Here is an 11,679-nt window from a genome sequence, read left to right as displayed (position 1 = left end):
TCGATCCTGGGGGGCGGCGTCGCCGGCCGCGCACTAACGCAATTGCGGCGTCGAGTCAAAGAGCCTGCGGTGCTCGATCAGGGCATAGCGGTCGGTCATGCCGGCGATGAAGTCGGCGATGCGGCGCGCCCGGACGCCCGGCTGCTCGGGATGCTCGTGGCGCCACTCGGGTGGCAAGGCGTCGGGGTCGGCGACGTAACGCTCGAACAGGTCGGCGAGCACGCCCTCGGCGTCACCCATGACCGTCATGACCCGGGGATGCCGGTACATGCGGGTCCACAGGAACGCCTTGATGGCCTTGTCGGCGGTCGCCATGCTGGCCGAGAAGCCGACCAAGGGTGATTCGGCGGCCCGCACGTCCGCAACCGTCGCGGGTGCGTTGTCTTTTATCCGGCGCGTGGTCTCGGCGACCACGTCGACGATCATCAGTGTGATGAGGCGGCGGATCAGCTCGTGCGCCAGCCGCGCTTGATCGATATTCTTGTGCGCTGCAACAATGTCCCCCACAATGTGCGCAGCAATTTCGACCTCCGCGAGGTCGTCGAGGCCGAACAGTCCGGCCCGGAGCCCGTCATCGATGTCGTGGGCATCGTAAGCGATATCGTCCGCGATCGCCCCGACCTGGGCTTCGAGACTGGGAAAGCTCCACAAATCGAGATTGTGCAGCGCATCATAATCGCGAATCACCGGCGCAAGAGCTTGTGCTGCATCGCACAATTCGCCCTGCCCTCGCCGGCCGACCAGGGGACCATTGTGCTTCACCAGCCCCTCGAGCGTTTCCCACGAGAGGTTGAGTCCGTCGAAGTCGGGATAGCGCCGCTCCAGCCGGGTGACGACGGCGAGCGTCTGGGCGTTGTGGTCGAAGCCGCCGTGGGCGGCGAGGCAGCGGTCGAGCGCCCGCTCGCCGGCGTGGCCGAAGGGCGGATGGCCGAGATCGTGGGCGAGCGCGCAGGCTTCCGCTAGATCCTCGTCCAGGCCGAGCTGGCGGGCGATCGAGCGGGCCACCTGGGTGACCTCGAGCGTGTGGGTCAGCCGCGTCCGGAAGTGGTCCCCCTCGTGGTAGACGAAGACCTGGGTCTTGTGCGCGAGACGCCGGAACGCCGACGAATGGATCACCCGGTCGCAGTCCCGCCGGAAGGCGCTGCGACCCGGACTCGGGGGCTCCGGGTGGAGCCGCCCCCGGCTCGCCGAGGCGTCGGCCGCATAAGGCGCCCGCGCGCACGCTTCCTGAACCGCCATGAAGGCCTCGCCGCATTGACCCGCGCCTGGGCAGCACTTACCTTTTTTGCACCGGCACAGGCAACGTGAAGAGCCCAGCGATGACCGACGTCACCCTCACGGACAGCGCCGTCCGACGTATCGGCGAAATTCTGGCCGCGGAGGCCGACGGCGCGATGCTGCGGGTCAGCGTCGAGGGCGGCGGGTGCTCCGGATTCCAATACAAGTTCGATCTCGACCGGGTGCGCGCCGCCGACGACCTCGTGCTGGAGCGCGACGGCGCCACCGTGCTGATCGATCCGGTGTCGCTGCAATACATGTCCGGCGCCCAGATCGACTTCGTCGACGACCTGATCGGCGCAGCGTTCAAGATCAACAACCCGGTCGCCTCGGCGTCGTGCGGCTGCGGCACGAGCTTCTCGATCTGACCGTTCTCCCGGGCGCCCGGGCGCTGCCGCCGCTGACCTCCTCGGCTGCACTCAGGGGGGGGGCGCACGCATCTGGTGCGACAGTGCACTGCCGACACCGCAATGCTGAGGCGACGCCGTGACGTGTCGGAGCCGGCAATTATTTACCCCATCTTGGTACTCCCCAAGCTAGTGAGACGTCCGTAAACTCGTGGCGGCAGCATCCTGCAACCGGATGCGGCCACGAGGTGGATTCGGCCGATGCTCTCTCGGCGGATTTTCTGCTCTGCTCTCCTGGGCCCGATGCTGCTCGCCGGGGCCGGGACGACGCGCGCGACCGAAGCCCCGCCCGGGCCCACCCGGATCATCGTGCCCGCCGTGTCGAGCGGCGGCACCGACATTCTGGCGCGCCTGATCGCGCGCGAGCTCGCCGCCCGCTGGGGCGTACCGGTCACGGTCGAGAACATGCCGGGTGCCGCCGGCGGCGTCGCCGCCCGCAGAGTGATGCGGGCCGCGCCCGACGGCCGAACGCTCCTGATGGCGTCGACCGGAACCCTGATGGCCGCAGCCAGCGGAGCGGACGGCGGCCTCGCCGCCCAGTTCGACGTGACGGAGTACTTCGCCCCTGTCGTGCTGGTGGCGGCGCCGCCCTATGTCGTCACGCTCAATCCCGCCGTCCCGACCCGGACGGTCGGCGACCTGATCACCTTCGCCCGCGCCCGCCGGGCCGAGGGCCGGCCGCTGCGTTACGGGACGTCGGGCTCCGGCGCGGCGTCGCATCTCACTGCGGTGCTGTTCCAGAAGGAGGCGCAGGTCGAGTTCGCCCACGTGCCGCTGCTCGGCACCGGCGCGGCGATGCAGGAGCTTCTGGCCGGCCGGATCGACCTGCTCTTCGCGCCGCCTCAGACCGTTCGGGGCTCGGTCGACGTGGGATGGCTCGTCGCCGTCGCGACGACCGGCGCGACGCGCTCCCCGCTGTTTTCCGACGTGCCGACCGTGGCGGAATCAGGCGTACCCGGCTTCGAGTCGATCGGCTGGTTCGGACTGATCGCGCCGCACGGCACACCGTCGCCGATCGTCGGCCGGATCGCCTCCGACACCGCAGAGATTCTGCAGCAGCCGGAGCTGCTCGCCACGCTCGCGAATATCGGGACGGCGCTGCAGCCCTCGACGCCGGCGGCCTTCGCGCATTTCATCAACGAGGAGGTCGCGAAGTGGACGCACCTCCTGCGCGACGCCGGCGCAATGCGGATCGATGTCCTGCCGCGTTGAGCGGCCGCGGGCCTCGATCTCGTCGCCGGCTCAGCCGATGACGACCTTGTTGCGTCCGGTGTTCTTGGCGACGTAGAGGGCCCGGTCGGCAGTCGCGACCAGGTCGGCGGCCGATCCGTCGGTGTACTCCGCGACGACGGCGCCGAAGCTCGCCGTGACGGTCCGCACTGTTCCATGGAGGTCGAACGGCAGCGCGACAACGGCGCCGCGCAGGCGTTCCGCGGCCGACCGGATGGCATCGGGCCCGAGATGCGGCAGCACCAGCAGGAACTCCTCGCCGCCGTAACGTCCGATCAGGTCGCCCTCGCGCATGACCGAGCCGATCCGGCGGATGAACTCCTTCAGCGCATCGTCCCCGGCGGCGTGGCCACAGTCGTCGTTGATCTGCTTGAAGTGGTCGAGATCCGCCATGACGATGCCGACCGGCTCACGGCTCCGCTGCCCGGTCAGCAGCGCCTCGTCGAGCGCACACATGATGGCGCCGCGGTTGAGCGCCCCGGTGAGCGGATCCCGGATCGCCGCCTCGGCGAGCCTCCCGCGCTCTTCCTGGAGCTGGCGGTTGTGATCGACGATGTCCTGATAGAGGCGACTCTTCTCGATCAGGATCGAGACCTGTGCGGCGATCTGGCGGAAGATCGCCTGGTGGATCTCGCGATAGGTGTTCTTGTCGCGGCTGGTGAAGAACAGCACACCGACCGGTCGGGCCCCCACGATCAGCGGGCAGGTGAAGCTGGAGCGCCCGCCTTCCCGCACGATCCGCCGTGTCGAGTCCGACTCCGGATGCTCGGCCAGATACTGCTCGAGATCGTTGAGAATCCGCGGCTCGCCGCGCGTCAGGACGCTTTCCAGGCTGCTGCCCGCCAGCGGCTGCGAATAGCCGGCCGAGATCTGCACCGGGCCGAGCACGGAGCGCGCCCAGTGGGCCGCCAGATGACCGCCGTCCGGCGTGACGAAGGCGCAGCCGATGCGATCGTAGGGAATGAGGTCGACGAACCAGTCGAAGATCCGGTTCAGCACGTCGTCGAGCACCACGCCCTGATCGACCATGTGGACGACGTCGAACAGACGCTCGAACTCCTTCTCGCGGCGACTGATCTGATCGGCCAGAAGGTCGAGCTCGCGGGCCAGACCGGCGAGCGGCTCGGCGGCGTTCCCGGAGAGCGCGGTGACCTGCCCGCCACGCCGCAGCCGACGCACCCAGTCGGCGTATTCAACGACTCGCATCTCGACCGGGGTCGCAGGCGTATCGGCGAGCATCGGAGTCCTCTGACCGGAACGGCGGGAGCGCACCGAGGCGAAGATCGCGCGTGGACTCAACCTCGCGGACAAGCATTAAAGAAGCATTACTCCGCCGGGATTATAGCACCACCCGACCCTCCAGCGCCGGGACCGCCGGGTCGGCAGGCCGGAGCGATCCAGCCCGCCGGCCGACGCCCCACGCAGGTCAGTTCACCTTCATGCCGATCGACTTGGCGAAGGCCGCGTAGGTGCCGACCTCCTGCTTCACCTGGGCCTCGAACTGGGCCGGTGTGACCGGCATCGGCTCGACGCCGATATCCGTCAGACGGCCTTTGAGGCCGGGGTTGTCCAGCGCCTTGCGGAGCTCGCCGTGGAAGGCGGAGACGACGGCCGGGCTGGTCTTGGCGGGGGCGAAGAAGCCGATCCACACCGTGTAATCGGAGTTCGGAAAGCCGGCCTCGAGCGTCGTCGGCACGTCCGGCAGCGCGGCCGCGCGGGTCGGGCTGCTGACCGCCAGGGCCCGCAGACGGCCGGACTTGATGTGCGGCAGCGCGGTCGAGATCGGGCAGAAGTAATAGGTCACGCGGCCGGCGATCACCTCGGTCAGAGCCTCGGCGCCGCCCTTGAACGGGATGTGCACGGCCTCGTAGCCGGCGCTGGCGCGAAAGCGCTCGGCGCTGAGATGGACGGCCGAGCCGATGCCGACCGAGGCGAAGTTGAACGAGCCCGGATTGGCTTTCGCGGCGGCGACGAACTCCTGCACCGTCGTGTAGCCGGTCGACGGCGCGACGATCAGCACGTTGGGAACGCTGCCGATGACGCCGAGCGAGACGAAGTCCTTGACCACGTCGTAGCTGAGATTCGGGTAGAGCGCCGGCGTGATGGTGTGGGCCGAGGAATGGGCCAGCAGCGTGTACCCGTCCGGTTCGGCCTTGGCGACCTGGGCCGTGCCGATGGTGCCGCCGGCCCCGCCACGGTTTTCCACCACGAAGGGCTGCCCGGTCTGGGCCTGGAGCTGCTCCAGAACCACGCGCGGCACCACGTCGGTGGCGCTGCCGGGGCCGAACGGGATGATCACCCGGACGGTCTTCGACGGCCAGCCGTCCGCATGCGCTCCGAGCGTCGCGGCGAGGAGCCAGATCAGGGCGGTGGCGAGATGTGCGGCACGCATGATCGTCCTTTCGTGTCCGTGCTTTGGACAACCGAAGGGCAACTCGCGTGCCAAGCCTCGCCCGCCGCTCGACGGCAGCGCGCCTGGGCTGCTGTTCGGGCGCCGGCTACTCGGCCGCCACCGGCGGACGCTCGGTCTCCCGCACCGCCTCGAGCTGCGGCTCGAGCCGTTTCTTCAGGCGACGATCGATCCGGTCGAGATAGATGTAGATCACCGGCGTGATGAACAGCGTCAGAAGCTGCGAGAACATCAGGCCGCCGACCACGGCGACGCCGAGCGGCTGGCGCAGCTCGGCGCCCGCTCCGGTGCCGAGCGCGATGGGCAGCGCGCCGAAGATCGCCGCGAAGGTGGTCATCATGATGGGGCGGAAGCGCAAAAGACAGGCTTCACGCATCGCCGCCTCGGCGCTCAGGCCGACCCGTCTTCGCTCGACCGCGAAGTCGATCATCATGATGGCGTTCTTCTTGACGATGCCGACCAGCATCACGATGCCGATCATCGCGATGACCGACAGCTCCATGTTGAACGCCATCAGGATCAGCAGCGCCCCGACGCCGGCCGACGGCAGCCCCGAGATGATGGTGATCGGGTGGATGAAACTCTCGTACAGGATGCCGAGAACCACATAGGCGGCGAACACGGCGGCCAGCACCAGGACCCCCTGCCCGCGCAAGGAATCCTGGAACACCTGGGCGGAGCCCTGGAAGCCGGTCGCGATCGAGGCCGGCAGGGCGGACTCGCGCTCGATCTCGCGGATCGCGTCGACGGCCTGGCCGAGCGAGAAGCCGGGCGCCAGATTGAACGAGATGGTGACGGCCGGCTGCTGGCCCTGGTGGTTGACCTGCAACGGCCCGACCGTGCGCACGATGCGGGTGACGGCGGACAGCGGGATCGACGGGCCGTTGGCTGCCGTGTTGCCGGTGACGCCGCCGCCCGGGGTCAGCACGTTTCCGACCGCGCCCGAGACGTTGGTCTTCAAGAAGATGCGGTCGAGCCCGGAGGGATCCGCCTGGAACTCCGGCAGGCTCTCCAGGATCACCTGGTAGTCATTCGACGGCGTGTAGATGGTGGCGACCTGGCGGGTGCCGAAGGCGTTGAACAGCTCCTGCCGGACCTGGTCGACCGAGATGCCGTAGAAGGCGGCCCGCTCGCGGTCGATCTCCACCGTCATCTGCGGATTGCTGATGTAGAGGTCGGTGGTGACGTCCCTCACCCCCGGCAGCTCGGCGATCTTCTCGCGCAGCTGCGGCGCGGCGCGATAGAGCGCCTCGGTGTCGCTGGACTGCAGCGTGTACTGGTACTCGCTCTTGGAGATGCGGCCCGTGATGTTGATGTTCTGGACGTTCTGGAAATAGGTCGCCATGCCGATGACGGAGCCGGTCGCCCGGCGCAGCCGCTGGATCACGGCGGTGGCGTTCTCGTTGCGCTCCTTCTTGGGCTTGAGCGCGATGAACATGCGTCCGTAGTTCGGCGTCGGGTTGGGGCCGCCGACCCCGACGGTCGAGTTCACATAGGCGACCGCCGGATCGCTGCGCACGATCTCGGCGATCTTGCGCTGACGCTCCGACATGGCCTTGAAGGAGATGTCGGCCGGGCCTTCCACGGTGGCCGAGATGAAGCCGGTGTCCTCGATCGGGAAGAAGCCCTTCGGCACGATGACGTAGAGCCACACCGTGGCGACCATGGTGGCGGCGGTCGCCACCAGCACCAGCGGCTTGTGACGCAGCACGAGGTCGAGCGTGACCTCGTAGGCGCGCAGCATGCCGTTGAAGCCGCGCTCGAAGATGCGCAGCAGCAGGTTCTGCTTCTCGCCCTCGTGATGGGCGCGCAGGACGCGCGCGCACAGCATCGGCGTCAGCGTCAGCGACACGAAGCCGGAAATCAGGATCGCCACCGCGATGGTGACGGCGAACTCGCGGAACACGCGGCCGACCAGGCCACCCATCAACAGCACCGGGATGAAGACGGCGATCAGCGAGAAGGTGATCGAGACGATGGTGAAGCCGATCTCGCGCGCCCCCTTCAGCGCCGCCTCGAACGGTCGCATGCCGCCCTCGATGTGGCGGACGATGTTCTCCAGCATCACGATCGCGTCGTCGACCACGAAACCGACCGACAGGGTCAGGGCCAGCATGGTCATGTTGTTGATCGAGAAGCCGAGCGCGTACATCACCGCGAAGGTGCCGATCAGCGAGATCGGCACCGCGAGCGCCGGAATGACGGTCGCCGGGATGGTGCGCAGGAACAGGAAGATCACCAGCACGACGAGGCCGATGGCGATCGCCAGCGTCTCCTGCACGTCGTACACGGCCTCGCGGATCGAGGTGGACCGGTCGTTGAGGACCTCCATGCGGATCGCCGCCGGGATCTGCGCCCGGTAGCTCGGCAGCCGCTCCCGCACCGCGTCGACGACGGCCACGGTGTTGGCGGAGGGCTGACGCTGGATCGCCAGCACAATCGCGCGCTCGTTGTCGAAATAGCTCGCGATGCGGTCGTTCTCGACCGAGTCGACGACGCGCGCGACGTCCTCGAGCTTGACCGGCGTGCCGTTGCGAAAGGCGACCACGACCTTGCGGTATTCGGCCGCCTTGTTCATCGCCGCGGTCGCGGTCAGCGTGATGTTCTGCTCGACGCCCGAGATGGTGCCGACCGGCGTGTTGGAGTTCGTCTTGGCGACGACGTTGCGGATGTCCTCGAGCGAGATGTTGCGGGCCGCGGCGGCGATCGGATCGACCTGCACCCGCACGGCGAAACGCTGCGCGCCGTAGACGATCACCTGGGCGACGCCGGGGATCTGCGAGATCTGCTGAGCCAGCGTGATCTCGCCGTAGTCGTTGACGGTCGACAACGGCAAGGTCGAGGAGACGAGGCTGATATAGAGGATCGGGAAGTCGCCCGGATTGACTTTGCGAAAGCTCGGCGGTGTCGTCATCTCGATCGGCAGTCGTCGCTGCGCCACCGAGAGCGCCGTCTGCACGTCGAGCGCCGCGCCGTCGATGTCGCGGGCGAGGTCGAACTGGATGGTGATCTGCGTCGTCCCGAGCGACGACATCGACGTCATCGACGAGATGCCCGAGATGGTCGAGAGCTGCCGCTCGATCGGCGAGGCGACGGAGGCCGCCATCGTCTCGGGGCTGGCGCCCGGCAGCGTCGCCGTGATGGCGATGGTCGGATAATCCACGGTCGGCAGCGCCGCCACGGCGAGCAGCCGATAGGCGAAGATGCCGAACACGATCATCGACGCGGTGATCAGCGTCGTCAGCACCGGGCGGCGGATGCAGGTTTCCGAGATGCTCACGTCGGTCTCCGGGCGGGCCGCGCGCTGTGCGGCGGGGATGCGGTCACGCTTCGTCGAACACGTCTCCGGACGTCACGCGCCGGTCTTGCCCTGACGACCCTGGTCGCCCCGGACCGTCACCCGCACGCCGTCGGTGAGCTGCAGATGACCGTCGGTCACAACCGACTCGCCGCCGGACAGGCCGGTCTCGACGACCGCCTCGAGGCCGACGGTACGCAGCACCGTGACGGGCTGCACCTTGGCGACGCCGTCCTTCACCACGTAGACGAAGCTGCCCTGCTGGCTCACCTGCACGGCCGAGGACGGCACCGTGACGGTGTCCTCGACCTTGAGCGTGAGCTGCGCCGTGACCAGCGTGCCGGGCCACAGGACCTCGTCCTGGTTCGGCATCACGGCCCGGATGGTCGCCATGCCGGTGGAGGAGTCGACCGAGTTCTCGATCATGGCGACCTGGCCGCGGGCGCGGCGCTTGTCGCCCGGGACGATCGCCTCGACCGTCGAGTCCTCGTTGGTCATCGCCGCGCGGATCTGCGGCAGCACGCGCTGCGGCACCGTGAACGACACGTAGACGGGCGCCATCTGGTTGATCGTGGCGATCGGCGTCGCATCGGCGGTGCGCACCTGGTTGCCGAGCTTCACGTTCGCCTGGCTCATGCGGCCCGAGATCGGCGCCCGGATGGTCGTGAAGCCGAGCTGCACCTTGAGATTGTCGATGGTGGCCTGGCTGGTCAGGATCGCGGCGCGGTAGACGTCGGCCTGGGTCTTGGCGTTGTCGAGATTGGTCTGCGGCGTCGCGGCGCGGGCGACCAGCTCGGTGTAGCGCTTGAAGTCGCGCTCGGCGCCTTCCAGCTGCGCCTTGTCGCGGGCGAGCTGCCCCTCGGCCTGGCGGATCTGGGCTTCGAGGGCGCGGCTGTCGAGGGTGACGAGAAGGTCGCCCTTCTTCACCACGGCGCCGTCCTCGAAATGGATGGCCACGATCTCGCTGTCGATGCGGGTGCGCACCGCCACGCTGGCGAGAGGCGTGACGGAGCCGAGCGCCTCGATCACCACGGGCGCCTTCTTTCTGGTCGCCGTGCCGGTCACGACTGCAACGGCACGCGGCACCGCCGCGGCGCGGGCGGGCTGACCCGCCGCCTTGTCGCCGGTTCCGAACCACTGCACGGCGAACGCGCTGCCCGCGAGGGCGAGCACTGCCACCACCACCCAGAGAGCGCGACGTCGCATTATGAGGGGTCCGTCTTCAGGAGAACGTGCATCAGGGGAGGAGAGTGCATCGCAGCGTGTGACCACCGCAACCCAGCATGGTGCGCCTGCCGAAACAGGTGTCGAACCATCGGGGACTCGGGCAGCGACGGGGCCATGGGGGTCCTCGGACGAGTGGCCGGAGACGTCAGCAGTTTTGATACATAGCAATTAGCATACCGCAAATGGGCACGCACCAACCGGCCGGATGGTTGCGAAAATGTAATTGAACCGGGGCGGTCCAGGGGGACAATGTCCCACGCCCGGCGGAGAGGACAGATGCGGATCGCGACCTGGAACGTGAACTCGGTGAAGCAGCGGCTGGATCACCTGCTGTCCTGGCTGCAGGAGCGCAAGCCCGACATCGTCTGCCTGCAGGAGACCAAGTGCGTCGACGACACGTTCCCGCGCGAGCCGATCGAGGCCGCCGGCTACAATGTGAGGGTCCACGGCCAGAAGACCTTCAACGGCGTCGCCCTGCTGTCGCGGCGCCCCTTCGACGAGGTGACGCCGGGGCTGCCCGGCGACCCCGACGACGACCACGCCCGCTTCCTCGAAGGCGTCGTCTCGGCCGAGGGGGGCGGCGTGGTCCGGATCGCCTGCCTGTATCTGCCGAACGGCAACCCGGTCGGCACCGAGAAGTATCCGTACAAGCTGCGCTGGATGGATCGCCTCACCGCCTACGCCCGCGAGCGGCTCGCCCTGGAGGAGCCGTTCGTGATGGCGGGCGACTACAACGTGCTGCCGGCGCCCGAGGACGTCCCGAACCCGGAGGCGTGGAGCAAGGACGCGCTGTTCCTGCCCACGACCCGCGAAAAGTTCGCCGCCCTGAAGGGGCTCGGCTTCACCGACGCCATCCGGGCCGGCTCCGACGCGCCCGGGCTCTACACCTTCTGGGACTATCAGGCGGGCTGCTGGCAGAAGAACATGGGGCTGCGGATCGATCACCTGCTGCTGTCGCCCCAGGCCGCCGACCGCCTTTCGGCCGCCGGCATCGACAAGCATGTCCGCGGCTGGGACAAGCCGTCCGACCATGTCCCGGTCTGGTGCGACTTGGCCGTGGAGGCGGCGTGAGGTTTTTTGGACCCCACGCTCCTCGCCGAGTAGCCCAGCGGGTCGCTTCCGAATATACTCTTTCGACCTCGCAACCGGAGGGCGAGATGGGCGAAATCCTGGTCAGGAATCTCGACGACAGGCTGATCGAGCGGCTCGAGCGAAGGGCCGAGCTGAATGGCCGTTCGCTGGAGCAGGAGCTTCGCGAGTTGCTCAGCGCGGCCGCTCCGGAGGCACCGCTGACACCGGCCGAAAAGCTCGAGATCTCGCGGCGGCTGCTCGCGCAGTCGCCCGACCTCGGCGACTTCGACGTGTCGGCCGCGATCCGCTGTGGCCGCGACGACGAGGACCTTCCGTGACACTGGTTGTCGACGCCAGTGTCGCGGTGCGCTGGGCTTTCAAGACCAGTGACACCCCGGCTGCAAGATCCGTCCTCGGGGTCGATGAGCGGCTGATCGCCCCCGACCTGATCATCGCCGAGATCGCCAGCGCCGCATGGAAGCTGGTGCAGTTCGAGCGTTTCGACGCCGATCTCGCCCGTCGGGGGCTCGACGAGGCGGTACGGCTGGTCAACGAGATCGTCCCGTGCGCGACGCTCAAGGACCGTGCCTTCGCGATCGCCCTGGACCTGCGCCACCCGGTCTACGATTGCTTCTATCTGGCGCTCTGCGAGGTGCGTGGCTGTCGCTTGGCAAGCCTGGACGCGCGCCTCGCGCGCAAATGCGCCGCGACGCCCTATGCGGCGCTGCTCGCGCCGGTGACGTGAGGGCGGGGCGGCT

General features: G+C 68.3%; 10 protein-coding genes. 5 read left to right on the top strand and 5 right to left on the bottom strand.

The genetic code is table 11. The annotated features are described in order from the left end of the window. Positions 1 to 33 precede the first annotated feature (33 nt). A complete protein-coding gene (locus tag CH341_RS02805) occupies positions 34 to 1,239 on the bottom strand; it encodes a deoxyguanosinetriphosphate triphosphohydrolase (RefSeq protein ID WP_111417511.1) in 1,206 nt (401 codons plus the stop codon). Between the two features lie 80 nt (positions 1,240 to 1,319). Between CH341_RS02805 and erpA the strand changes: the two genes are divergently transcribed. Further along, positions 1,320 to 1,646, top strand: coding sequence for an iron-sulfur cluster insertion protein ErpA (gene erpA / locus CH341_RS02800; RefSeq protein ID WP_111417510.1), 327 nt, complete (start codon positions 1,320 to 1,322; stop codon positions 1,644 to 1,646). Between the two features lie 240 nt (positions 1,647 to 1,886). Beyond that, positions 1,887 to 2,897, top strand: coding sequence for a Bug family tripartite tricarboxylate transporter substrate binding protein (locus CH341_RS02795; RefSeq protein ID WP_111417509.1), 1,011 nt, complete (start codon positions 1,887 to 1,889; stop codon positions 2,895 to 2,897). 30 nt (positions 2,898 to 2,927) lie between these two features. Here the strand turns inward: CH341_RS02795 and CH341_RS02790 are convergent, their stop codons facing one another. The 4 genes from CH341_RS02790 to CH341_RS02775 form a co-directional block, all read right to left on the bottom strand. Continuing rightward, the gene (locus tag CH341_RS02790) at positions 2,928 to 4,154 is read right to left on the bottom strand and encodes a sensor domain-containing diguanylate cyclase (protein WP_111417508.1); all 1,227 of its coding nucleotides are present in this window, start codon (positions 4,152 to 4,154) and stop codon (positions 2,928 to 2,930) included. A 187-nt stretch (positions 4,155 to 4,341) separates the two neighbouring features. Then, the gene (locus CH341_RS02785; RefSeq protein ID WP_111417507.1) at positions 4,342 to 5,307 is read right to left on the bottom strand and encodes a Bug family tripartite tricarboxylate transporter substrate binding protein; all 966 of its coding nucleotides are present in this window, start codon (positions 5,305 to 5,307) and stop codon (positions 4,342 to 4,344) included. A gap of 106 nt (positions 5,308 to 5,413) precedes the next feature. Continuing rightward, complete coding sequence (locus CH341_RS02780) at positions 5,414 to 8,605, bottom strand: efflux RND transporter permease subunit (RefSeq protein WP_111417506.1); 3,192 nt, start codon at positions 8,603 to 8,605, stop codon at positions 5,414 to 5,416. A gap of 72 nt (positions 8,606 to 8,677) precedes the next feature. Beyond that, a complete protein-coding gene (locus CH341_RS02775; protein WP_111417505.1) occupies positions 8,678 to 9,829 on the bottom strand; it encodes an efflux RND transporter periplasmic adaptor subunit in 1,152 nt (383 codons plus the stop codon). A 297-nt stretch (positions 9,830 to 10,126) separates the two neighbouring features. Here CH341_RS02775 and xth point away from each other — a divergent pair, with 297 nt between their 5' ends. The 3 genes from xth (at position 10,127) to CH341_RS34020 (ending at position 11,666) form a co-directional block, all read left to right on the top strand. Beyond that, complete coding sequence (gene xth, locus CH341_RS02770) at positions 10,127 to 10,921, top strand: exodeoxyribonuclease III (protein WP_111417504.1); 795 nt, start codon at positions 10,127 to 10,129, stop codon at positions 10,919 to 10,921. An 86-nt stretch (positions 10,922 to 11,007) separates the two neighbouring features. After that, entirely contained in the window at positions 11,008 to 11,259 is a 252-nt protein-coding gene (locus CH341_RS34025; protein ID WP_170149441.1) for a FitA-like ribbon-helix-helix domain-containing protein, read from the top strand. Then, positions 11,256 to 11,666, top strand: coding sequence for a type II toxin-antitoxin system VapC family toxin (locus tag CH341_RS34020; RefSeq protein WP_170149440.1), 411 nt, complete (start codon positions 11,256 to 11,258; stop codon positions 11,664 to 11,666). The genes CH341_RS34025 and CH341_RS34020 overlap by 4 nt, the downstream gene beginning before the upstream one ends. Positions 11,667 to 11,679 lie beyond the last annotated feature (13 nt).

It is taken from the genome of Rhodoplanes roseus, assembly GCF_003258865.1.
Lineage (GTDB): Bacteria > Pseudomonadota > Alphaproteobacteria > Rhizobiales > Xanthobacteraceae > Rhodoplanes > Rhodoplanes roseus.
This window is presented reverse-complemented; position numbering and strand designations above follow the sequence as displayed.

Excerpts from the sequence above, each read along its gene's own strand:
- CH341_RS02790 (WP_111417508.1), bottom strand. The coding sequence starts at position 4,154 with ATGCTCGCCGATACGCCTGCGACCCCGGTCGAGATGCGAGTCGTTGAA.
- CH341_RS02775 (WP_111417505.1), bottom strand. The coding sequence starts at position 9,829 with ATGCGACGTCGCGCTCTCTGGGTGGTGGTGGCAGTGCTCGCCCTCGCG.
- xth (WP_111417504.1), top strand. The coding sequence starts at position 10,127 with ATGCGGATCGCGACCTGGAACGTGAACTCGGTGAAGCAGCGGCTGGAT.
- CH341_RS02785 (WP_111417507.1), bottom strand. The coding sequence starts at position 5,307 with ATGCGTGCCGCACATCTCGCCACCGCCCTGATCTGGCTCCTCGCCGCG.
- CH341_RS02795 (WP_111417509.1), top strand. The coding sequence starts at position 1,887 with ATGCTCTCTCGGCGGATTTTCTGCTCTGCTCTCCTGGGCCCGATGCTG.
- CH341_RS02805 (WP_111417511.1), bottom strand. The coding sequence starts at position 1,239 with ATGGCGGTTCAGGAAGCGTGCGCGCGGGCGCCTTATGCGGCCGACGCC.
- erpA (WP_111417510.1), top strand. The coding sequence starts at position 1,320 with ATGACCGACGTCACCCTCACGGACAGCGCCGTCCGACGTATCGGCGAA.
- CH341_RS34025 (WP_170149441.1), top strand. The coding sequence starts at position 11,008 with ATGGGCGAAATCCTGGTCAGGAATCTCGACGACAGGCTGATCGAGCGG.